The following is a 21,164-nucleotide window of genomic DNA, read 5'->3' as shown; positions in this document are numbered from 1 at the left end:
TGGTCGGGCCCTGAGGCGAAACCCTTATGGACAAGTCATGGACATGTAAAGCCCAAATCATCGCTTTCAGCGTGATCCATGGCAATACTTTGCAAATCCACATCGCTCGGTGACCAGCGAGTCACCAACTGTGCGTCCCCTGTGGAGATGTGACTCGACGGAAGAAGGTTGCACGGCGTGAATGTGACAGATATCGCACCCCTGGCCAAGGGTGCGGTCCTCGGGACGCTCACCCTGTCCCTCCTCGCGGTCCCGGCGCAAGCCGCACCGGCGGACTCCCTCCCCAAACCCGACGTCACCGCCCTCAGAGGCGTCCTGCGTACGGCCGTTCAGCAGGGCGCGCCCGGCGCCATGGCCCGCATCGCCGACCACGGCAAGGTGCGCACGGCGGCCGTGGGCGTCGCCGACCGCACGACCGGCCGGGATCTCTCCACCGTCGACCGGTTCCGCATCGGCAGCGTCACGAAGACCTTCTCGGCCGTGGTGCTGCTCCAACTCGCCGACGAGAAGAAGCTCGACCTCGACGCCTCCGTCGACCACTACCTGCCCGGTCTGCTCCCGGACCGGCACATCACGGTCCGCCACGTGCTGGGCCACCGCAGCGGTCTGTACGACTACACGAACGACATGTTCGCGAAGACGGTCCCCGGCTTCGAGGCGGTCCGCACCAAGGTCTTCACCTATCGCCAGTTGGTGGACCGCTCCCTGCGACACGCGCGCACCGACAAGCCCGGCGCCGCCTACTCGTACTCCAACACCAACTTCGTCGTCGCGGGCCTGCTCATCGAGAAGCTGACCGGTCACTCGGTGCAGAAGGCGTACGAGAACCGCATTTTCAAGCCCCTCAAGCTGCGTGACACCTTCTACCTCCACCCCGGCACGAAGATCCCCGGCCGCCACACCAGGGGCTATCTCACCCCCGACCAGGCCGGCGCCAAGCTGGTCGACTCGACCGAACAGACCGTCTCCTGGGCGCAGAGCGCGGGCGCGATCATCTCCAGCACCCGGGATCTCGACACCTTCCTGTCCGCCCTGCTCGGCGGCCGGCTCACCTCGGCCGCCAAGCTGCGGCAGATGGAGCGCATGATCCCGGTCAACAGCACCCAGGCGTACGGGCTCGGCCTGCGCCGCCGCGATCTGTCGTGCGGAATCTCGGTCTACGGTCACACCGGCGCCGTCCAGGGCTACTACACGTACGCCTTCGCCTCCAAGGACGGCCGGCGCAGCCTCGCGGCGCTCGCCACCACCTCCAACAACGGCGAGGTGCTCAACACGATGCTGGGCACCCTGGAGTCCGCGTTCTGCGGGAAGCGGGCGACGTCGCCACGCGCGGTCACGACCGTCGAGCGGTACGAGGACGTCGCGCCCGGAGTGGTCAGGAACTGATCGCCGCGGGAACCTCACCCGCCCTGACGGACGTTGATCGGGCAAGCCCACCGGGGATCCGGCACCCCCGGGGCACGGACGACGACACATCTGGGCGGTGCGATGACCGAGTTGGTCCCCGGCGGCAACATGCCCCTCCCGGCCGGCGCCGTGACCGTCCGGGTGCCGGGCCCCTTCGACGTCTCCGCGCTCATCACGGACGACGGCGGCAAGGTCCGGGGCGACGGCGACTTCGTGTTCTACAACCAGCCGTCCGCCCCGGGCGCCCGCCTCGACGGCGACACCCTGACCGTCGACCCGCCGAAACTGCGCCCGGGAGCGACGCGGGTCACGGTCGTCGTCAGCCCCGCCGACGCCGGTACGCCCCTGGGACGACTGCCGGCCCCGGCCCTCCACCTCACCGCCTCCGGTGGCCGCCGACTCGCCCGCTTCGCCCCGCCGCGCCCGCAGCAGGAGACCGTGCTGCTGCTCGCCGAGATCTACCGGCGGGGCGGCGCCTGGAAGCTGCGTGCCCTGGGCCAGGGGTACGCCGACGGACTGGCGGGCATCGCCCGGGACTTCGGCGTGGACGTCACCGACGACCCGGCGCAGCCGGCGGCCCCCGCGCCGTCGACGGGTCGCCGCTGGTCCCTGCCGAACCTCTCCCGTGGCCGGTCCCCTTCGCCCGTCTCCCACGGCCGCTCCGCACCACCGGCACCCGAAAGCCGATCCACGCCCCCCGCCTCCTCCGGACACCCCTCCCCCGCCGCCGACCCCGACGGCTTCCTCCGCCTGGTCAACCCCGCCCGCGCCAGGGCCGGTTCACCACCCGTCACCCTGGACTCCCGCCTGACGTCCGCCGCACGCGCCCACGCCTCCGCGATGGCGGCAGCAGGGCAACTCGGTGTGGAGGGCCGGGACGGCGTCTCCGTGTACCAGCGCGTGACCGCCACGGGATACACGTATCTGACGATCGGCGAGCACCTGGTCTCCGGTCCGCGCACGCCCGCGGAGTTCGTCGACTACTGCCTGCGCGGGGAGCAGACCCGGCGCACCCTGTCCGACCCGGCCTTCACGCACGCGGGACTGGCGTACGTCGCCGACGGCCGCTCCGGCGACACCTTCTGGACGGCCCTGTGGGCGCGGCCCCTCACCCCCGGCGACCTGAACCGGACGGCCGCCGAGGTCGTCGACCTCACCAACAGGGAGCGCGCCAGGGCGGGTCTGCCCCCGCTGGCCGTCGACGCCCTGCTCACGCGGGCCGCCCAGGCGCACAGCGCGGACATGGTGGCCCGCGCCTTCTACTCGCACACGGACCCGGAGGGCGGCCAGCCATGGGACCGGGCCGCCCGGGCGGGCTCCCGACGCCGCACGATCGGCGAGAACATCGCCTGCGGGCAGCGCTCCGCCGCCGAGGTCGTGGAGGGCTGGATGAACAGTCCCGGCCACCGCGCCAACATCCTCAAGCCCGACTTCACGCACATCGGGATCGGCTTCGCGGGCGGCGGCCCGTCGGGCACGTACTGGACCCAGCTCTTCGGCGCCTGAACCCGGAAGCGTCCCGGTTCTGTCATGTTCTCATCGACGATCTTGGCGGAATCAATCCGTCCGGGCCAGGATGCCCGCATGAAGGGTGACCTGTTTTCCAGTGAGCGCATGGTCCAGCCGGCCGTCGAGCCGGGAATGACCGTCGAGAACGCCAAGTGCATCAAGTACGCGGTGAACGGCGAGATGCACGCCCGCCAGGGCGCGATGATCGCCTACCGCGGCAATCTGCAGTTCGAACGCAAGGGCCAGGGCGTGGGCGGCATGCTCAAGCGCGCGGTCACCGGTGAGGGCCTGCCGCTGATGGCGGTGCGCGGACAGGGCGAGGCGTGGTTCGCGCACGAGGCGCAGAACTGTTTCGTCGTCGACATCGATCCGGGCGACGAGTTCACGGTCAACGGCCGCAACGTCCTGTGTTTCGACTCCTCGTTGTCGTACCGGATCGCCACCGTGAAGGGCGCGGGCATCGCCGGCGGCGGCCTGTTCAACAGCGTCTTCACCGGGCAGGGCAGGCTGGGCCTGGTGTGCGAGGGCAATCCGCTGGTCATCCCGGTCTCGCCGCAGTACCCGGTGTACGTCGACACGGACGCGGTCGTCGGCTGGACGGCGGGCCTCGGGACCTCGCTGCACCGCTCGCAGTCCATCGGCTCGATGCTGCGCGGCGGCTCCGGCGAGGCCGTGCAGCTGATGCTCCAGGGCGAGGGATACGTCGTCGTGCGGCCCAGCGAGGCCACCCCGCAGAAGGCCCAGCAGCACTGAGCGCGTCTCGCGTGCGTCAAGTGATCCGCGTCAAGTGATCCGCGTCGAGTGATCTGCGTCGCACAAGCAACCCGGGCGGCGGAAGCGGCGTCTTGATCGACAACAAGTGAAGCCCTGGCCTTCCCGGCCAGGGCTCAATGTCGACGCACTATACACACTATGTATACACACGGCGTAGAGCAGGCATGTATACGCTTGATGTATACACATCGTGTATATGGACCGAAAGGGATCCATGTACGGCAAGGCACACGCCCCGGAGTACCAAGGCGCCCTCACCACCCTGTCCGTGAACTCCTCGCTCACCGACGTACTGGCCGCCGGCACCCGGGAGTTGAGAGAGGCGGAAAAAGCAGGTCAGCACGGGGAGGCCGCGCGTTCCGGGCTCGCGGTCGCCGAGGCGCACCGCCGGCTGGGGCAGGTCGGGGACGCCGACCGCGCATGGAAGGCCAGCTACCGCGCGGCCCGGGCGGCCGGGGACATGGCGGCGATGGCCTGGGCGCTGTGGAGCGGCGGCACCCTCGCCCGACAGCGTGGGTCCTTCCCGCTGGCTCGTCGACTGCTGCAACTCGCGGCCGACATGGGCAAGTCGGGCGGCGATGTCGTCGTGCGCGGCTACTCCCTCGCGGGGCTCGCCGAGACCGGCCGCATCCAGGGCGACTACGAGGCGGTCGCCCGGTTGCACGAGCAACTCCTGGCCGAAGCCCGACGGCGCGGCGAGGCACGGCACACGGTGTGGGCCCTGGAGGGCATCGCACAGATCCACCGCAACACCGGTTCCTACGACACCGCGTACGCCCTGTTCGAGGAGGCCGCCGAGATCGCCGCGGGGGCGGAGGACCGGCGCGGGCACGCATGGGCGCTGCGGGGGCTCGCCGACATCGTCTCCGTGCGCGACGGGGACACCGAGCGGGCGCTCGCGCTGCTGTCGGAGGCGGAGACGGCGTGCCGGGCGATGAAACTGTCCAGCGCGCTCGCCTACAACCACAAGATGCGCGGCAACGTCCTGTACCGGGCGGGGCGTTACGCCGAGGCCCGCGACCTGTACGAGGTCGCGCTCGCGGAGTTCCGGGCGATGAGCGAGCCGCGCGGTACGGCGCTGGCGCGGCTCGGGCTCGCCAAGTCGCTGGCCCGACTGGGCCGCGACGGCGCGGAGACGGCGGCCGAACTGACGGAACTCGCCGGCGAGTTGGACCGGATCGGGCTGCGACACGCCAGGGAGATGGTGGCGCGGGCCGAGGTGGAGCTCGGTCTGCGGGCCGAGGCCGTCCGATGAGCGCGCAGGGTCGTCCGACGACCATGCTGCAGGCGCCGCCGACCACACTGGAGGCAGCGGTGACCACGCTGGAGGCTCCGGCGGATGCCCGTCAGGTCCTCGACCGTTGCCGGACCCTGGTGCGACCCGCCCTCGCGGAGGCCGTCGGGCGCATGCATCCCTGGGTGGGTGAGATGGCCGCGTACTCCTTCGGCTGGTGCGAGGTGGGCGGAGCGCCGGCCGACGCCTCCGGCGGCAAGGGGGTGCGGCAGGCCCTCGCCGTGCTGGCGGCCGAGGGCGCGGGCGCGCCCGGGGCGGACGGGGTGCCGGCGGCGGTCGCGGTGGAACTGGTGCACGCCTTCTCCCTGTTGCACGACGACATCATGGACGGCGACCAGTCCCGGCGCCGCCGCCCCACCGTGTGGAAGGCGTACGGCACCGGTCCCGCGGTCCTCGCAGGGGACGCGCTCTTCGCGCTCGCCGTCGAGACGCTCGCCGCCGCTCCCGCCGGACCGCGGGCACTGCGCTTACTGTCCGCCGCGCTGGGCGACCTGGTGCGCGGGCAGGCGGACGACCTGCTGTTCACCGACCGCCCGTGGACGGGTCCTGGGCGGGTGCGGCCCGACGAGTACCGCACGATGGCCGAGCACAAGACGGGCGCCCTGCTGGGCTGCGCGGCAGCGCTCGGCGCCCTGCTCGGCGGCGCACCGCCTCCGGTCGCCGCCGCCCTCGACGGGGCCGGCCGCCATCTCGGCATCGCCTTCCAGATCGTGGACGACGTCCTGGGCATCTGGGGCGATCCCACGGTCACCGGCAAGCCCGTCCACGGCGATCTCCGAGAACGCAAGAAGACGCTCCCGATACTGGCCGCGCTCGACTCTCCGGATGCCGGTTCCCGTCGGCTCGCCGCACTGCTGGATCGCGGCGACGCACCCGAGGAGGCGGCCGCACTGATCGAAGCCGGGGGCGGACGGTCGGCAGCGCTGACGGAGGCGCGCCGGCACATCGCCGCCGTGGAGAGGGTGCTGGCCGGGCTCCCGCTGACGGATCGGGCCGGGCAAGAGCTGCGGTCGCTGCTGGACTTCCTGGTGCGGCGCGACCTTTGAGGCTCCTCGGCACAAGATTCGGTACGAGCACAGCCGGGCCGCCCTCCCCACCGTAGGAAAATCCGTGTTGACCTGCGGCCGCTCGTCGGGTCAGGGTGCAAGCGGCGCGGACCTTCACCCCGTGCCGGGAGGGTGAGTGTCGTGATCGGGATCTCGGACATCGAAGCCGCGGGCGAGCGGATCGCCGGGCATGTCGTACGGACGCCCACGGTGGCGAGCCCGGGCCTGTCCGACCTGCTCGGCGTTCCGGTCACCGCCAAGCTCGAACTGCTGCAGCGCACGGGGTCCTTCAAGGCGCGCGGTGCCACGGCGAAGCTGCTCTCGCTGAGCGAGGCGGAGCGGGCGGCCGGGGTCGTGGCGGTCAGCGGCGGCAACCACGGTATCGCCCTGGCGGTGATGGCCGCGGCGCTCGACGTGAAGGCCACCGTGATCATGCCGCGCACGGCTCCCGCGCGTTCGATCGAGATCGCGGAGGCCGCCGGGGCGTCGGTGCGGCTGACGGAGGGCATGGCCGAGGCGTTCGCGCTCATGGCGCGGCTGCCGGCGGAGGGCCTCACGCCGGTGCACCCCTTCGACGACGCCGTCGTCATCGCCGCGCAGGGCACGGTCGGGCTGGAGTTCGCCGCCGACGCAGGTGACCTCACGGACGTCGTCGTCAGCATCGGGGGCGGCGGGCTGATCGCCGGTGTGGCGGCGGCTTTCCGGGCGCTACGGCCGGGTGTGCGGGTCTGGGGCGTGGAGACCGAGGGCGCGGAGGCCATGTCGCGGGCGCTGGCGGCGGGCGGCCCGGTGCCGGTGGACCCGTCCTCGATCGTGACGACGCTCTGCGCGCCGACCGTGTCCCAACTGACGTACGACCATGTCTCCGCGCTGGTCGAGGAGGTGTTCGTGGTGCCCGACCGGGAGGCCGTGCGGGGCGTCCTGGATCTCGCCGAGCACGCCAAGGTGTGGACCGAACCGGCCGCCGGATGTCTGCTGCCGGCGGCCCGGCAGGTCGTCGAACGGGTCGGCGACAACGCGCGGATCGGACTGGTCGTGTGCGGGGGCAACGCGACGGCGGGTGACGTGGTGGCATGGGCGGACCGCTTCGGGCTGCGCTGAATTCCCTTTACCCATCGACCAGTTGAAGCCGGGTTGAATATCCGTCAGGTCAATCCGGCTCTATGGAAATACCTGACTCCGCATGAACAAAAGGCAGCCGCCGCCCTTTGGTCGCGGAATGTTTGAACATACCGAGGCCCACTCGCCGTACTTCTGGGAAAGGGGAACACCCGGGTTCAGCGAGGGATGACCATGGTCAAGGCGCACGTCTTCACGCACGAGCTGGTCGCCGGAAGGTACCGGCTCGTCGATGTCGTCCAGCGCGAGACGAATCGCCTCTGCTGGTACGGCAACGATGTCGAGGCCCAACGCCCCTATCTCCTCACGCAGATCGGACTCCCGGACGATCCGGACCCCGAGGCCGTTCCCCGCGCCGCCCGCATCATCCGGATGTCGGAGACGATGGGACACCTGTGCCCGGGCCGCGTCGCCACGGTCGTCGACGCCGTCGAGGAGAACGGCGCCCTGTGGACCGTCAGCGAATGGATCGACGGCACCCCGCTGGGCGAACTCCTCGAACAGCAGGGCCCGTTCGACTATGTACGGGCCGCGCGCATCGCGCTGGAGCTGCTCGACGTGCTGGAGGTCGCGCACGCCGAGGGCATCACGCACGGCGAGCTGAGCCCGGGCCAGGTGTACGTCCAGGACCAGGGGCCGATCGTGATCACCGGCTTCGGCCTCGCGGGGGCCACCCTCGCGCCCCGGCTCACCGCACCCTCGTACGCCTCGCCCGAGCAGGCCCGAGACCAGCGGATCGGCCCTGCCGCCGACCTGTGGGCTCTCGGCGCGATGCTCTACACGATGATCGAGGGGCGCCCGCCGTTCCGCGACCGGGACCGGCCCGAGGCCACGCTCAAGGGCGTGGACAAGCTGCCGCTGCGCTCCCCCGTGCGCGCGGGCCCCCTCACCCAGACCGTGCAGGGACTGCTCCGCAAGAACTCCAGGGAACGGCTGACCCGGCCGGTGGTGCGCGAAGCCCTCAGCCGCGTCCTCACCGAGGAGCCGGAAGCGACCGTGCGCGGCGGCTCGGGACACGGACTGCGGGATGTCTACGTCGCCGCGGTGCACGCCGTGCCGAGTTGGCGCCGGCCCTCCATCGCCGTCGGCACCGCCCTGGCCGTGGGCACGGTCGCCGTCGCCGTACTCGCCGCGACCCATCAACTGCCCGGCATCAACGACTCTCAGGCCGGTTCGGCGGCCCGGCCGTCCGCCTCGGCCGACGTCTCCGCGGCCGGTGAGCGCACCGACGGCAGAGCCTCGGCGCCACCCGCGTCCGTACCACCGAAGACCTCGCCGCCGGCCTCCCCCTCGGCATCACCCTCGGCCTCTCCCTCCCCCACGGTCTCCGCCTCGGCCACGGGTCTGCCGGCCGGCTTCCGCCGCTACACCGCGCCGGAAGGCTTCTCCGTCGCCCTCCCCGCCGGCTGGAAACGGCTGGAGACCCAGAACGGCGGCGGCGACTCGGTCCGCGTGACCTTCGGCGCCGACGACGATCCGCGCACGCTCGCCGTGACCTACAGCGAAGTGGTCGGTCCTGATCCCGTCGCCGTGTGGCGGGACGACGTGGAGCCGGTGCTGAAGCAGCAGACCGCCGGGTTCCGGCGGATCGGCGACATCGAGGCGACGACGTACCAGGGGCACAAGGCCGCCGACATGGAGTGGCTCTCCGATGTCGACGGCACACAGGTGCAGACCTTCGGCCGCGGCTTCCTGCTCGGCGGTGGCCGCGGCTTCTCGCTGCGCTGGACGACGCCGGCGGCCGATTGGGACGACGGCGCCAACCGGCAGTCCCTGGACACCTTCCTCAAGACCTTCCGGGTGACGTCGGACTGACCACCGGGGCGCCCCCTTCGGGCTTACGGCCGGGGCGCCCGCATCGCGCGCAGCGGAAGCCTCTGCAGCGGAGTCGTACGCCACTTCGCCGTGAACGTCCGATCCGGCAGCGAGCACGTCACCGCCAGCCGGTGAGGTGTCTCCAGGAACAGCACGTCGACCGCGAGGGTGTCGGCGTCGGTCCATCCTCCGCTCACGGCGGTGGGCGGCGTCTCCTCGGTGACGGCCCAACCGGCGTCCCCGACGCGCAGATCCAGCCGGTGCCCGTCCTCCGTGAGGCCCAGCGTCCAGCCGTCCGCGTCGGCCGTCACCTCGACCCCGGTCACCTTCGGCTGGTCGACGCAGACACCGCCCTCGGGCGTGAACTCGGCGCCGGACCAGTCCCGGTCCCCCGCCGACGGCGACGACTTGCCCGCGGCCGGCGGCAGCGCGAGCCGCGCCAGCCGCTCCCCCAGGGCCGTGTCCGCCTCCTCCCGGCCGGACAGCGGCTCAGGGCCGAAGGCCGGCAGCAGGTGCTCCCAGGCCAGGTCGAGCACCCGCTGCATGGCCTCGGTGGCGGCGGTCGTCGCGATCACCGCGTCGTGCTCGGGCAGCACCAGACAGAACTGCCCGTACGCCCCATCACCCCGGTATCCGTGCCGCGCCCTCCAGAACTGGTAGCCGTAGCCCTGCTGCCAGTCCGACAGCGCCGCCTCGGGCGTACCGGAACCGTTGTCGACGTGCACGCGCGTGGCCTCGGCGACCCACCCCTCGGGCAGTAGTCGCTCGCCTTCCCAAACGCCGTCCCGCAGGTACAACTGGCCGAGCCGGGCGATCGCGTCGGTCGTGGCGTGCAGTCCGCTGAAGCCCTGTTCGCGGCCGGCCCGGTCGCGCAGCCACGCCACCTCGCCGATGCCGATCGGGTCGAGCAACCGGGGGCGCAGGTACTCCGTCAGCGACTGGCCGGTCACGCGCTGGACGATCGCGGCGAGCGTGTACGTGGCGGGCTGGTTGTAGGCGAAGACGCTGCCCGGCTCACGCTCGGGCGGCACCAGCAGGAAGCCGCGCACCAGTTCGTCGCGGTCGTTCGCGATCGCCCGGTCCAGGGTCTCGGCCTCGTGTCCGCTGGCCATGGACGCCACGTGCCGCACGAGCATCGCGCGGCTGCGCGGGTCGGTGATGTCGGCCTCGAACTCCGGGAAGTACGAGATCACCGGATCGTCGAAGTCGAGCAGCCCTTCGCCGGCGGCCAGCCCGGCGGCCGTCGAGGTGAAGCTCTTGCTCAACGAGTAGAGGAGATGCGGGCGTTGGGGCGTGTACGGCGCCCACCAACCGGACGCCACCAGCCGGTCGTGCCGCATGATCATCAGGCTGTGCGGCTCGATGGCGGGGTCGGCTTCGAGGGCGTCGAGGAAGGCGTGGACGCCGGTGGCGTCGACGCCCTGGGCGGCGGGGGCGGCGGTGGGCAGCGGGCGATCACTCATGACGGCATCCTCCCTGAGGAGCACGCCGAGGCACAGGCCCGACCCCACTCCGAGGAGCACGCGGAGGCACAGGCCCGGCCCCACTCCGAGGAGCACGCCGAGGCACAGGCCTGCCGAGCCATCGCCGAGCGTGCGGCTAGGCTTCCGGACTGCAGCTTCCCTCCCCATCCGCCGTGCACAGGAGAGTCATCCGTGACCCTAGCGATCGACCCGACCGAGACGTCCGCCGCGCCCCTGTCCGACCTCGTGGCGCGGGACGCGCGCGAGTTCGGCGTCTACGCCAGGACCGGCGGCTGGGCCTTCGGCCTGATGGTGGCGCGCAGCGTGCGGCCGGGCGGCCAGGGCGCGGAGGAGACGCCGAAGGTGTCCGCGAAGGAGTTCGCCGAGCTGGCCGGCTGCTCCGCCGACCGCGTCATGCGCTACTACAAGGCCTGGGACCGGGCCGCCGACGACGGTGTCGTCCCGCAGTTCGAGGCCCTCGCGCCGGGCCAGGACGTCGAGTTGCCCGACGCCGACCTGTGGCTCACCTACTACGCCTCCCGCAACAGCGCCACCTCCGAGCGGGGCACCGCCATCACCGAGGCCGCCGAGGCCGAGGGCATCCGCCCGACGAAGGCGCTGGAGGTCGCCGAGAACCCGACCGCACTGCGCGCCGCGATCCTCGCCGACCCCTCCACGGCCCGCGCCGCCCGCCAGGCCCTGCTCGACCGTGTGCGCGAGGACCCGGAGCTCCAGGCGGAGCTGGCCCGTGACGTGGTGCGCACCGACGACCTCAAGAAGGCCGTCGCCACCGAGTCCCGGTCGGCCGACCGGATCGGATACGTGCGCCAGATCGCCGAGTCGGGCCAGATCAAGACGCCCGCGGGGCAGACCGTCGACGCGCCCGTCGACCTGCGCCAGGAAGCAGAGCGCCACCTGTCCCTGCTCGACGAGCTGGAGGAGGACGAGGACACCGGCGAGTGGGCCACCGAGGCCTACGACACCATGAAGTCACTCGTCGTCGAGGCTGTGGAGACCGATCCCGAACTGCGCGTCCAGGAGCGGCGGACAAAGTTCTACAGCAGCCTGCAGAAGGCCACGAAGGTCTTCGAGGAGCTGACCTTCGACGATGTGCAGGAGTTCGTCGAGGACGACATGGTCCAGCGCCTGGAGGAACTCCAGCAGGCCATCGCCACGGCCATCACCGCCCTGCGCGAGGCGCGGAACTGAGGTGCTGGTACCCGGGCGGGGCTGAGTAGCCGTACTCATGTCACCGCCCGGCCGTCCCGCCACGATGGGGGCTCCCACCAGGAGGAGCCCCCATGACCACGCTCGCGCACCCCACCGTCCCCCGACAGCACCTGCCCGCCGTGCTCGCCAGCGTCGTGGCCGTGGGCCTCGCCGTGTCGGCCTGGGGCGCGAAGGACCCCACGACGTGGTTCCTGGAGACGGTGTGGGTGCTGGTGGGGCTGCCGATCGTCGTGCTCACCCGGCGCCGTTTCCCGCTGACGAACCTGCTGTGCTGCCTGCTCGCCGCGCACGCGCTCGTCCTGGCCGTGGGCGGTCACTACACGTACGCGGAAGTGCCGCTGGGCGACTGGGTACGGGACACCTTCGGCCTCGACCGCAATCCGTACGACCGCTTCGGGCACCTCATGCAGGGCTTCGTACCGGCCGTGTTGGTACGGGAGTTGCTCAGCCGCACGTCACCGCTGCGGGGCAGCCGCTGGCTCGCTCCGCTGACCGTGTGCGCGTGCCTCGCCTTCAGTGCCGTCTTCGAGATGCTGGAGTGGCTGTCGGCCGTGGTGGGCGGGCAGGCGGCGGACGCCTTCCTGGCCACGCAGGGCGATGTGTGGGACACGCAGTGGGACATGTTCTGCGCGCTGATCGGCGCCACGGTGTCGGTACTGGTGCTGAGCCGGGTGCACGACCGGCAGCTGGCCGCCCTGGACGGGGACGGCCGGCAGGTCCAGTAGCGGGCAGCGGGCGGTCGACCGGCTCTGGCGGACGGTCACTCGACCGTGTAGCGGTGCCGGGTCCACAGGGGCAGGACCAGCCAGCACAGCACGTACCAGGCCGCCACACCCGCTACCAGATAGGGCACGTAGTGGTCGTGCGTCGCCACGCGCAGGACCAGGAGAAGAGCGGCGATCATGGTGGCGAACAGCAGGGACAGCCCGACGAGCGTCAGCCGGGACGCCCACCGCACCGCCTGCGTCTTGACCCGTCGACCGGAGACCAATCGGTGCAGGGAGACCGGTCCTATCAGGGCGCCCGTGGCGCAGGCGCCCAGGACGACGGTCACGATGTAGATCGTCTCGTTCGCCTGGCTCAGGTCCACGAAGCGCGGCGTGAACACGACGGTGAGCAGGAAGCCGAAGAGGATCTGCACGCCGGTCTGGGCGACGCGGATCTCTTGGATCAGCTCGCCCCACATCCGGTCGGCGCGCTCCGCCTCGGTCTCGTCGCGTCCATCGGCCCGTTCGTGGTCGGCCTGCGGATCGGTCACTTGTCCTCCCGGTTGGCGTCGGCCTGCTCTTCTCCTCACCCGAGTACCCCGAGAACGGTGACCTTCCCAGGTCCGGCTACCAGCGGCTCTCGACCTGCTCCTTGATCCGCCGGTCGTAGAGGTCGGCGATCGCCGCGAGCGTCTCGTCGGTCAGCTCCGGGAGCCCGGCGGCGGAGGCGTTGGCGCGGGCCTGCTCGGGGGTGCGGGCGCCGGGGATCACCGATGTCACGCCCGGCTGCTGGATGATCCAGCGCAGGGCGAGCTGGGCGGGCGTGTATCCCTCGGGGGCCAGGGCGGCGAACTCGGCGGCGGCCTCGACCCCGGTCGTGTAGTCGACGCCGGAGAAGGTCTCGCCGACGTCGAAGGACTCGCCGTGCCGGTTGTAGGTGCGGTGGTCGTTCTCCGCGAAGACGGTGTCCTTGGTGTATTTGCCCGACAGCAGCCCGGAGGCGAGCGGCACGCGCGCGACGATACCGACGCCGGACTCGCGGGCCGCGGGGAGCACCTCGCGCAGGGGCTTCATGCGGAAGGGGTTCAGGATGATCTGCACGCTGGCCACGCCGGGCCTCGCGATCGCGGTCAGCGCCTCGGCGCAGGTCTCCACACTGACGCCGTACTGGGCGATGCGCTCCTCCGCGACCAGGGTGTCCAGGGCGTCGAACACCTCGTCCGAGGAGTAGACGGCGGTCGGCGGGCAGTGCAGCTGGACCAGGTCGATGCGGTCCACACCGAGGTTGCGCCGCGAACGGTCGTTCCACGCGCGGAAGTTGTCGAGAACATAGTTCTCCGGGAGCTGGTCGACCCGGCGGCCCATCTTGGTGGCCACCAGGACGTGCAGGTCCGGTCGGCCGCGCAGGAAGCCGGCGATGGTCTCCTCGCTGCGTCCGTCGCCGTACACGTCGGCCGTGTCGAAGAAGGTCACCCCCGACTCGGCCGCGGCCTCCAGCACCGCGAGGGCTTCCTTGTCGTCGACGTCTCCCCAGTCGGCACCCAGCTGCCACGTGCCGAGACCGACGACGGATGCCTGCTGACCCGACCTACCGAAAGTGCGCTCGTCCATGGCGTCAGTCTGTCATCCGTCACCGACATCCGCGGAACCGGTTGCTCCGGTGCGCGGATCCGCTCGCTCCGGTGTCACGCCCAGGAATCTGTCACTCACACGGGTGATGGGATTCGACGAATGGACGGCACGTGTCAACGGCGCCCTAGCGTGTGGCCGTGACTGACCGTTCAATGAGCAACTTAGCGCCCGGCACCCCTTCGGGCGACCCGTCCCGTGCTCCGTCCGGCGCTGTGTCCGGTGCCCCGACCGCAGACCCCTCCTGGAGCCGCCGAGACGTCCTGCTCGGTGCCGCCGCGCTGGCCACCGTGCCCGTCCTGATCGCGGCGGATCCGGCGACGGCGGCACAGGAGCTGCCGGACTTCCCCGCCGACGTCGACCTGTACCGCTCGGCGTACCGCAACTGGGCCGGCGAGATCACCGCCGACGGACTCTGGGCCTGCGCCCCGAGGGAGCCCGACCAGGTGGTCGACGTCGTCAACTGGGCCTGGCGGCACGGCTGGACGGTACGCGCGCGTGGAGCCGCGCACGGCTGGTCGCCCCTGACGATCAGCGAGGGCACGCCGTCGGGCGCGCCCGTGCTCCTCGTCGACACCTCACCGCACCTCACCGGCCTCGCCCTCGACTCGCGGACCGCTGTCCGCGCCGGCACCGGCGTCACCCTGGAGGCCCTGCTCACCTACTTGGAGGGGCACGGGCTCGGGGTCACCGCCGCGCCCGCCCCCGGTGACCTCACCCTCGGTGGCGCCCTGGCGATCGACGCGCACGGCACCGCCGTACCGGCGCGGGGCGAGCGGCGGACGCCAGGACACACCTACGGCTCGCTCAGCAACCTCGTGCTGTCGCTGACCGCCGTGGTGTGGGACGAGGACACGCGCGCGTACGTGCTTCGGACGTACCGCCGCGACGAGGCGGACTGTGCCGCGCTGCTCACCCACCTCGGCCGCTCACTGGTGACCGAGGTCGTGCTGCGCGTCGGCGCGAACGCGCAACTGCGGTGCGTGAGCCGCACGGACATCCCGGCCGCCGAACTCTTCGCCGCGCCGGGCTCCGGCGGGCGCACCCTCGCGAGCTTCCTCGACGAGTCGGGGCGCGTGGAGGCGATCTGGTTCGCCTTCACCGAAGTCCCTTGGCTGAAGGTGTGGAGCGTGTCGCCCACCCGGCCGCTGACCTCACGGCGCGTGACCTCGCCGTACAACTACCCCTTCTCCGACAACGTCCCGACCCTGGTGGCGGACCTGGTCGGGCGGATGGTCTCGGGCGCGGCCTGGTATCTGGCGCCGGTCCTCGGCAACGCGCAGTTCGACGTGGCCGCGCTCGGCCTGGTGACGACGCTGTCCGCCGACATCTGGGGGCCGTCGAAGAACACGCTGCTCTACATCAGACCGACCACCCTGAGGGTCACCGCGAACGGATACGCGGTGCTCACCAGCCGGGCCCAAGTGCAGCGCGTGGTCGCGGAGTTCACGTCCTTCTACCGGGAGCGCCTCACCGCGTACGCGGCTCAGGGGCGCTTCCCGGTCAACGGCTCGGTGGAGATCCGCGTGACCGGCCTCGACGACCCGGACGACGTCGAACTGGACGGCGCCCGGGCGCCGTTGCTCTCGGCGCTCCGCCGGAGTGACGCGCACCCCGAGTGGGACACGGCCGTCTGGTTCGACGTCCTCACGCTGCCCGGCACACCCCATGCGGAGGCTTTCCTGCGGGAGTTGGAACAGTTCCTCCTCACCGCCCACGACGGCCAGCACGCGCTCACCCGGGTCGAGTGGTCGAAGGGCTGGGCCTATACGGACGAGGCGGTCTGGAGCGACGACGAGGTGCTGAGCACGGTGGTGCCGGCCTCGTTCGGCGAGAGCACGTGGGGGCAGGCGGCCGGGATGCTGGACCGGCTGGACCCGCACGGCGTCTTCGGGAACGCGTTTCTCGACCGGTTGCTGCGCTGATCGGCCGTCGCGCCGGGCCGTTGCCACCGAGATAAGCATTTGCGGTCGTCCGGCGGGCGCTGAGAAGGTCGTGATCATGCCTGCCTTCTCCGCGCCCGACGGAACCCGCCTGGCCTACCACGTGACCGGCGAGGGCCCGCCCCTGGTCTGCGTCCCCGGCGGCCCCATGCAGGCCTCCGCCTACCTGGGCGACCTCGGCGGCCTGTCGGCACACCGGCAGCTCGTCCTGCTCGACCTCCGCGGGACCGGCGAGTCCGCGACGCCGGACGACGCGTCCTCGTACCGCTGCGACCGTCAGGTCGACGACGTGGAGGCGCTGCGCGAGCACCTCGGCCTCGACCGTCTCGACCTGTTCGGGCACTCCGCCGGCACGAACCTGGCGCTGCTGTACGCCGCCCGCAGTCCGGAGCGCGTGCGCAGTCTGACGCTGATCACGCCGAGTGTGTACGCCGTCGGGATCCCGGTCTCCGGTGAGCTCCGGCGGGAGACCGCCCTGCTGCGCCGGGACGAGCCGTGGTTCGCGACGGCCTTCGAGGCGCTGGGGGAGATCGGCGCGGGCCGGGCCGCGGCCGAGCACTGGGCGGCCGTATCGCCGTTCTTCCACGGGCGTTGGGACACGGCCGCGCAGGCGCATCAGGCCGCCGGAGAGGACCAGAGGAACCAGGAGGCGGCGGCGGCCTACGGCGCTGAGGGGGCCTTCGATCCGGAAGCCACCAGGGCCGCGCTCGGCCGCCTCGACGCGCCCGTTCTGCTGCTCGCGGGCGAGGTCGATCTCAACTCGCCGCCGCCCGTGGTGCGGGAACTCGCCGGGCTCTTGCCGAAGGCCGAGGTCGTGGTGCAGGCGGGCGCCGGTCACTTCCCATGGCTCGACGATCCCGACCGGTTCGTGGCTACGACTGCCGGGTTCCTGGGCCCGGCGTGAGGTGCGTCTGCACCGCGGGCGCGTAGCGGTCCACGACGTCCTCCAGGGTCGCCCGGCGCAGTTCGGTGCCGCGGGCGATGCCGTAGATCACTCCGAGTCCGAGCAGGGCGGCGACGGCCAGTTCGGCGCGTAGGCCGGCGTCCGGGCCGTCGAGGCGGGCGGTGAGGCGTTGGGTCACCTGGGTGCGGAAGTTGGCGCGCAGGATGTCGCCCTGTTCGCCGTGCAGAGGCGCGAACACGATCCGCAGCAAAGGGTCGGCGCCCTGCCGGGACTGGCTGAACAGCACGTGGCGGACCATGTGCCGGCCGAGTTCGTCGAGGGGGGCGTCCAGCAGCACGTCCGCGTCGGCCTCGAAGGACATGACGCGGGCGAAGAGGGCGTCCTTGTTGCCGAAGTACTTGAGGATCAGCGGCGCGCTGACGCCGGCCCGCTCGGCGACCGCCTTGAGCGTGATGTCGCCGTGGGCGTGCCGGGCCAGCAGATACCGGGCGGCCTTGAGAATGGCCGCCTTGGTCGCCTCGGCGTCCCGGCGAGCGGACGCGGTGGGAGGAGTGCTCACGGCACTCATGCTCCCTCCAACGCCTCGTCCCGGCTGCTCCGGGTGCGGTCCTGGGTCTGTTTCGTCCCGTCGGACGCCGGGTCGTCACCGGGGATGGTCAGGGCCGCGGCACTGGCGGCCAGCGCGATGGCGCCGGCCATTCCGAAGGCGAGCAGATAGCCGTGCAGGGTGGGTACGGGGGCGCCGCCGACGAGGCTGGTGTGGTGGACCAGTACGGCGGCGACGGCCGCGCTGGAGACGGCCTGGCCGATGGTGCGCATCAGGACGTTGACGCCGTTGGCGGAAGCGGTCTGCTCGGCCGGGACCGCGCGCAGGATCAGGGTGGGCAGCGCCGAGTAGGCGAGGGTGGTGCCGGTGGCGACGACCGTCGCGCCCAGGATGATCATCCACAGGTCACGGCTGTCGGCGATGCGTACCGCGTAGCCGCAGGCGATGACGGCGGCCCCGAGGGCGAGCGTGATCCGTGGACCGCGGGACGCGGAGATGCGGGCCGAGACGGGCGAGAACAGCAGCATGGTGATGCCGCCGGGCAGCAGGCACAGGCCGGTGGCCACGATCGACAGCCCGAGCCCGTATCCGGTGGCCTTCGGCGCCTGCACCAGCTGGGCGGTCACCAGGGAGTTGGCGTAGAAGGCGAACCCGGTGAGCAGGGCCGCCACATGCGACAGACCCACGCGCGGCCGGGAGACCAACCTCAGGTCCACCAGCGGGAGTTCGGTGCGCAGCTGCTGCCACCACCACAGGCCGAGGACGGTCACGGCGGCGAGGAAGAGGCCCAGCACCGAAGGACTCCCCCATCCCCACTGGCCGCCCTGGGACACCCCGAGCAGGAGGCACACCAGTCCGGCGGCGAGCCCGAGGGCGCCCAGTGTGTCGAAGCGGCCCGGTTGCCGTACGGGCGACTCCTTGACCGCCCACCACACGCCCGCCACACCGAGCGCGCCCAGGGCACTGGTCAGCCAGAACATGGTGTGCCAGTCGGCGTACTGCACGACGAGCGCGGCCAGCGGCAGGCCGAGGGCGGCGCCGATGCCGACGGTCGAGCTCATCAGGGCCACCGCGGAGCCTCGCCGCTCGGGCGGCAGTTCGTCGCGCAGGATGCTGATCGACAGCGGGACCACGGAGGCGGCGGCACCCTGCAGAGCGCGGGCCGCGATCAGCACGACGATGTCGGACGACAGGGCGCACATCACCGAGCCGACGGTCATCAGGGCGAGGGCGCCGGTCAGCACCCGGCGTTTGCCGTACATGTCGCCGGCCCGGCCGAGGACAGGGGTGAGGACGGCGCCGGACAGCAGGGTCGCCGTGACCAGCCAGGAGACAGCGCCCGCCGAGGAGTTGGTCAGGCGGGGCAGGTCGGGCAGCAGGGGGACGACCACTGTCTGCATGACGGCCATGAGGATGCCGCCGAACGCCAGCACCGGGATCGCGAGCCGGTCCCGCGGGGCCCTCCGGGCGGAGGGCTCGGCTATCGGTCCGGGCTGGTCCATCGGCACTCCACAGGCACAAGAAAGGGTGAATGGCAATTCACCATAACCGGTGAATTGCCATTCACCCAAAGATTTTCCGCCGCCCGGCCTACTTTCGGGAGGCGAGAGCCCGCGCGTGGACCGTGCGGGCGACCTTCGGTCCGAGCCAGCGCTTGAACCTGCGCAGCGCCTCCAGCCGACCGGCGGCCCGGTCGATCCGGTAGTAGAGCTGGGGCGGGACATAGGGCAGCAACGGCGAGTGGCGCTGGCCGAGCAGGGCGAACATCCGCTCCGGCGGCAGATGCATGTAGCGGGGCAGGTTCTCGTACCACTGGGCGCTGTAGCGGGCCGCGCTCTGGATGGACAGGAGGGCCGCCTTGCGTTCCCGCTCGTAGTGGGCGAGGGCGTCGGGCAGTTCGGGGTGCTCGCGCAGCGCGGCCGCCAGTGCGATGGCGTCCTCCAGGGCGAGCGTGGTGCCGGCTCCGATCGAGTAGTGCGTGGTGTGGGCGGCGTCGCCGACGAGGACGAGGTTGTCGCGGTGCCAGGTGCGGTTGGTGAGGGTGCGGAAGTTGAGCCACTGGGCGCTGCCGTCGCCGGTGGAGCGGCCGATCAGGGCGTGGCCGTCCAGGACGTCGACGAAGAGTTTCTCCAGGAGGGCAAGGCCGTCGGCCTCGTTCGCGGTGTCCAGGCCGAGGCCGGTCCAGGTCTCGGGGGCGCACTCGATGACACACGTGCTGCGTTCGGGGCTGAAGGCATAGCCGTAGCACCAGATCCAGCCGTGGTCGGTCTCCACGAAGGCGAAGGTGAAGGAGTCGAAGACCTTGCTGGTGCCGAGCCAGATGTAGTGGTTGCGGCCGGGCTTCAGCTCGGTGCCGAAGTGGTCGGCGTGCCGGGTGCGCAGCGCGCTGCCCACGCCGTCGCCCGCGACGACCAGGTCGGCGTCGGGCAGGTTCCCTTCGGTGATCTCGTGCTCGAACTCGAGCCGTACGCCGAGCGATCGGGCCCGGGCGGCGAGGATCTCCAGGAGCCGGTGCCGGCCGATGCCGAAGCCGTCGTCGCCGGGCTGCCGGGTGGTCAGGTCGCGGACGCGGGCGGTGCCCTCGTTCCAGGTGACGGAGTGCTCGGACAGGGCGCGTGCCGACTCGGGGTCGAGCGCGTGCAGTTTGTCGAACAGTCCGCGCCAGTAGGTCACGCCCCAGCCGTAGGTCGAGCCCTCCGGATCGCGCTCGTACACGGTGATGTCGTGGGACGGGTCCTGCCTCTTCAGCAGGATCGAGAGATACAGGCCGGCGGGCCCGCCGCCGACGCAGGCGACCTTCACACGCACCCCTATGAGCTACCCAATGCGGTCAATTGGCAACGCAGAGTAGCAGGAGGCGGGTACGGGTCAGGGCCGCTCGGGGACGCGTCAGCCCGTCGGGGTGATACGGCTCGGACGTTGACCCGTCAGGCCTCGGCCGTGGCGCACTCCGGGTGGCCCCAGCTCTGTCCGTTCTTGCTGATGGGCTCCCCTGCGGCGTAGGCGCGGCCGCAGGCGCAGCGGCCGGGGAACTTGGCCTTGATGGTGCGCGCGGCGCCGCCGCGTGGCTTGGCAGCGGCAGTCTTGCGGCGCGGGGCGCCCTTCGACTTGGGGGTGTCCGGGGAGGGCGGCGGTACGGGCGAGCCGAGGTCGCTGCTCGCGGGTTCCTGGATGACGGCGGCCTGGCTGGCGGCGCGGTCGGCGAAGTCGTTGAGCGGGTCGCCGTCGACCTGGTGGGCGGGGACGTAACGGAAGTCGACCGTGCGGCCGGCGAGCAGTTCGTCGATGCGGACGACCAGTTCCTGGTTGGCGACGGGCTTGCCGCCCGAGGTCTTCCAGCCGTTGCGCTTCCAGCCGGGCAGCCAGGTGGTGACCGCCTTCATGGCGTACTGCGAGTCCATCCGCACCTCAAGGGGCACGTCCGGGTCGGTCGACGTCAACAGGCGTTCCAGCGCGGTGAGTTCGGCGACGTTGTTGGTGGCCCTGCCGAGCGGTCCCGCCTCCCAGCGGGTCACGGTCTCCGTCTCGTCCGCGACGACCCAGGCCCAGGCCGCGGGACCCGGATTTCCCTTCGAAGCGCCGTCGCACGCGGCCACCACACGTTCACCCATGCGCCCGATCATGCCATGGCCGCGCCGCGCGTCCGGCCGGGCCCAGGGGCTGTCGTTTGGATCAGCCCGGCGTCGCGGGCCCTGGCACGCACTCCCCCACTGCCTTAAAGGCGTGGGGGGACCCCCAGCCGCGTTGTCGTCAGTCGCCGACTCCCCCAGCCTCGGC

Annotated in this window: 18 protein-coding genes; 11 read left to right on the top strand and 7 right to left on the bottom strand. The window is 71.7% G+C overall.

Annotated elements, in window-relative coordinates; translation table 11 throughout:
- Positions 1-201: 201 nt before the first annotated feature.
- The 7 genes from ACIQI8_RS25685 to ACIQI8_RS25655 all read left to right on the top strand — a co-directional run bounded on the left by ACIQI8_RS25685 (position 202) and on the right by ACIQI8_RS25655 (position 8,964).
- Positions 202-1,386, top strand: coding sequence for a serine hydrolase domain-containing protein (locus ACIQI8_RS25685; protein WP_402356004.1), 1,185 nt, complete (start codon positions 202-204; stop codon positions 1,384-1,386).
- 102 nt (positions 1,387-1,488) lie between these two features.
- Positions 1,489-2,913, top strand: coding sequence for a CAP domain-containing protein (locus ACIQI8_RS25680; RefSeq protein ID WP_402354909.1), 1,425 nt, complete (start codon positions 1,489-1,491; stop codon positions 2,911-2,913).
- 78 nt (positions 2,914-2,991) lie between these two features.
- On the top strand, positions 2,992-3,669 hold the full coding sequence (locus ACIQI8_RS25675) for an AIM24 family protein (protein WP_402354907.1): 678 nt from the start codon (positions 2,992-2,994) through the stop codon (positions 3,667-3,669).
- Between the two features lie 235 nt (positions 3,670-3,904).
- Positions 3,905-4,945 carry a tetratricopeptide repeat protein gene (locus ACIQI8_RS25670; protein ID WP_402356001.1) on the top strand — a complete coding sequence of 347 codons (1,041 nt, stop codon included), beginning with the start codon at positions 3,905-3,907 and terminating at the stop codon, positions 4,943-4,945.
- Between the two features lie 23 nt (positions 4,946-4,968).
- Positions 4,969-6,030, top strand: a complete 1,062-nt coding sequence (locus ACIQI8_RS25665) for a polyprenyl synthetase family protein (protein WP_402355998.1) — start codon at positions 4,969-4,971, stop codon at positions 6,028-6,030.
- Between the two features lie 141 nt (positions 6,031-6,171).
- Positions 6,172-7,131, top strand: coding sequence for a threonine/serine dehydratase (locus tag ACIQI8_RS25660; RefSeq protein ID WP_402354905.1), 960 nt, complete (start codon positions 6,172-6,174; stop codon positions 7,129-7,131).
- A 186-nt stretch (positions 7,132-7,317) separates the two neighbouring features.
- Positions 7,318-8,964 carry a serine/threonine protein kinase gene (locus ACIQI8_RS25655; protein ID WP_402354903.1) on the top strand — a complete coding sequence of 549 codons (1,647 nt, stop codon included), beginning with the start codon at positions 7,318-7,320 and terminating at the stop codon, positions 8,962-8,964.
- Positions 8,965-8,987: 23 nt separating this feature from the next.
- Here ACIQI8_RS25655 and ACIQI8_RS25650 read toward each other — a convergent pair whose 3' ends face one another.
- On the bottom strand, positions 8,988-10,427 hold the full coding sequence (locus ACIQI8_RS25650) for a serine hydrolase domain-containing protein (protein WP_402354901.1): 1,440 nt from the start codon (positions 10,425-10,427) through the stop codon (positions 8,988-8,990).
- 192 nt (positions 10,428-10,619) lie between these two features.
- Here ACIQI8_RS25650 and ACIQI8_RS25645 point away from each other — a divergent pair, with 192 nt between their 5' ends.
- Both ACIQI8_RS25645 and ACIQI8_RS25640 read left to right on the top strand, forming a co-directional pair.
- Positions 10,620-11,636, top strand: coding sequence for a hypothetical protein (locus ACIQI8_RS25645; RefSeq protein ID WP_402354899.1), 1,017 nt, complete (start codon positions 10,620-10,622; stop codon positions 11,634-11,636).
- 92 nt (positions 11,637-11,728) lie between these two features.
- Positions 11,729-12,382: a DUF2238 domain-containing protein gene (locus ACIQI8_RS25640; RefSeq protein WP_402354897.1), complete on the top strand. Its 654-nt coding sequence runs from the start codon at positions 11,729-11,731 to the stop codon at positions 12,380-12,382.
- A gap of 35 nt (positions 12,383-12,417) precedes the next feature.
- Here ACIQI8_RS25640 and ACIQI8_RS25635 read toward each other — a convergent pair whose 3' ends face one another.
- Both ACIQI8_RS25635 and ACIQI8_RS25630 read right to left on the bottom strand, forming a co-directional pair.
- Complete coding sequence (locus ACIQI8_RS25635) at positions 12,418-12,843, bottom strand: DUF6328 family protein (protein WP_402355995.1); 426 nt, start codon at positions 12,841-12,843, stop codon at positions 12,418-12,420.
- Between the two features lie 148 nt (positions 12,844-12,991).
- On the bottom strand, positions 12,992-13,975 hold the full coding sequence (locus tag ACIQI8_RS25630) for an aldo/keto reductase (protein WP_402354895.1): 984 nt from the start codon (positions 13,973-13,975) through the stop codon (positions 12,992-12,994).
- A gap of 173 nt (positions 13,976-14,148) precedes the next feature.
- Between ACIQI8_RS25630 and ACIQI8_RS25625 the strand changes: the two genes are divergently transcribed.
- Together ACIQI8_RS25625 and ACIQI8_RS25620 are read left to right on the top strand one after the other, a co-directional pair.
- Positions 14,149-15,918 (top strand): cholesterol oxidase substrate-binding domain-containing protein, encoded by a 1,770-nt coding sequence (locus ACIQI8_RS25625; RefSeq protein ID WP_402354893.1) that lies wholly within the window; start codon positions 14,149-14,151, stop codon positions 15,916-15,918.
- Between the two features lie 76 nt (positions 15,919-15,994).
- On the top strand, positions 15,995-16,840 hold the full coding sequence (locus ACIQI8_RS25620) for an alpha/beta fold hydrolase (RefSeq protein ID WP_402354891.1): 846 nt from the start codon (positions 15,995-15,997) through the stop codon (positions 16,838-16,840).
- Here the strand turns inward: ACIQI8_RS25620 and ACIQI8_RS25615 are convergent.
- The 4 genes from ACIQI8_RS25615 to ACIQI8_RS25600 form a co-directional block, all read right to left on the bottom strand.
- Positions 16,809-17,408, bottom strand: a complete 600-nt coding sequence (locus ACIQI8_RS25615; RefSeq protein WP_402354889.1) for a TetR family transcriptional regulator — start codon at positions 17,406-17,408, stop codon at positions 16,809-16,811. The two genes, ACIQI8_RS25620 and ACIQI8_RS25615, sit on opposite strands and share 32 nt — an antisense overlap.
- Entirely contained in the window at positions 17,405-18,889 is a 1,485-nt protein-coding gene (locus tag ACIQI8_RS25610) for an MFS transporter (protein WP_402354887.1), read from the bottom strand. Before ACIQI8_RS25610 ends, ACIQI8_RS25615 begins: the two co-directional genes overlap by 4 nt.
- A gap of 88 nt (positions 18,890-18,977) precedes the next feature.
- Positions 18,978-20,195, bottom strand: a complete 1,218-nt coding sequence (locus ACIQI8_RS25605; RefSeq protein WP_402354885.1) for an FAD-dependent monooxygenase — start codon at positions 20,193-20,195, stop codon at positions 18,978-18,980.
- Between the two features lie 119 nt (positions 20,196-20,314).
- Positions 20,315-21,010 carry a ribonuclease H gene (locus ACIQI8_RS25600; protein ID WP_402354883.1) on the bottom strand — a complete coding sequence of 232 codons (696 nt, stop codon included), beginning with the start codon at positions 21,008-21,010 and terminating at the stop codon, positions 20,315-20,317.
- Positions 21,011-21,164: the final 154 nt, after the last annotated feature.

The sequence above is a fragment of the Streptomyces sp. NPDC092369 genome, from assembly GCF_044755245.1.
Classification (GTDB): Bacteria; Actinomycetota; Actinomycetes; order Streptomycetales; family Streptomycetaceae; genus Streptomyces.
Note: the sequence above shows the minus strand (reverse complement) of the source record. Positions and strands in the feature narration are given on the sequence as shown.

Bases quoted from the DNA above. Each gene is read 5' to 3' on its own strand.
- ACIQI8_RS25640 (WP_402354897.1), top strand. From the start codon at position 11,729: ATGACCACGCTCGCGCACCCCACCGTCCCCCGACAGCACCTGCCCGCC.
- ACIQI8_RS25610 (WP_402354887.1), bottom strand. From the start codon at position 18,889: ATGGACCAGCCCGGACCGATAGCCGAGCCCTCCGCCCGGAGGGCCCCG.
- ACIQI8_RS25670 (WP_402356001.1), top strand. From the start codon at position 3,905: ATGTACGGCAAGGCACACGCCCCGGAGTACCAAGGCGCCCTCACCACC.
- ACIQI8_RS25615 (WP_402354889.1), bottom strand. From the start codon at position 17,408: ATGAGTGCCGTGAGCACTCCTCCCACCGCGTCCGCTCGCCGGGACGCC.
- ACIQI8_RS25630 (WP_402354895.1), bottom strand. From the start codon at position 13,975: ATGGACGAGCGCACTTTCGGTAGGTCGGGTCAGCAGGCATCCGTCGTC.
- ACIQI8_RS25620 (WP_402354891.1), top strand. From the start codon at position 15,995: ATGCCTGCCTTCTCCGCGCCCGACGGAACCCGCCTGGCCTACCACGTG.
- ACIQI8_RS25625 (WP_402354893.1), top strand. From the start codon at position 14,149: ATGAGCAACTTAGCGCCCGGCACCCCTTCGGGCGACCCGTCCCGTGCT.
- ACIQI8_RS25665 (WP_402355998.1), top strand. From the start codon at position 4,969: ATGCTGCAGGCGCCGCCGACCACACTGGAGGCAGCGGTGACCACGCTG.
- ACIQI8_RS25675 (WP_402354907.1), top strand. From the start codon at position 2,992: ATGAAGGGTGACCTGTTTTCCAGTGAGCGCATGGTCCAGCCGGCCGTC.
- ACIQI8_RS25635 (WP_402355995.1), bottom strand. From the start codon at position 12,843: ATGTGGGGCGAGCTGATCCAAGAGATCCGCGTCGCCCAGACCGGCGTG.
- ACIQI8_RS25680 (WP_402354909.1), top strand. From the start codon at position 1,489: ATGACCGAGTTGGTCCCCGGCGGCAACATGCCCCTCCCGGCCGGCGCC.
- ACIQI8_RS25650 (WP_402354901.1), bottom strand. From the start codon at position 10,427: ATGAGTGATCGCCCGCTGCCCACCGCCGCCCCCGCCGCCCAGGGCGTC.
- ACIQI8_RS25655 (WP_402354903.1), top strand. From the start codon at position 7,318: ATGACCATGGTCAAGGCGCACGTCTTCACGCACGAGCTGGTCGCCGGA.
- ACIQI8_RS25600 (WP_402354883.1), bottom strand. From the start codon at position 21,010: ATGATCGGGCGCATGGGTGAACGTGTGGTGGCCGCGTGCGACGGCGCT.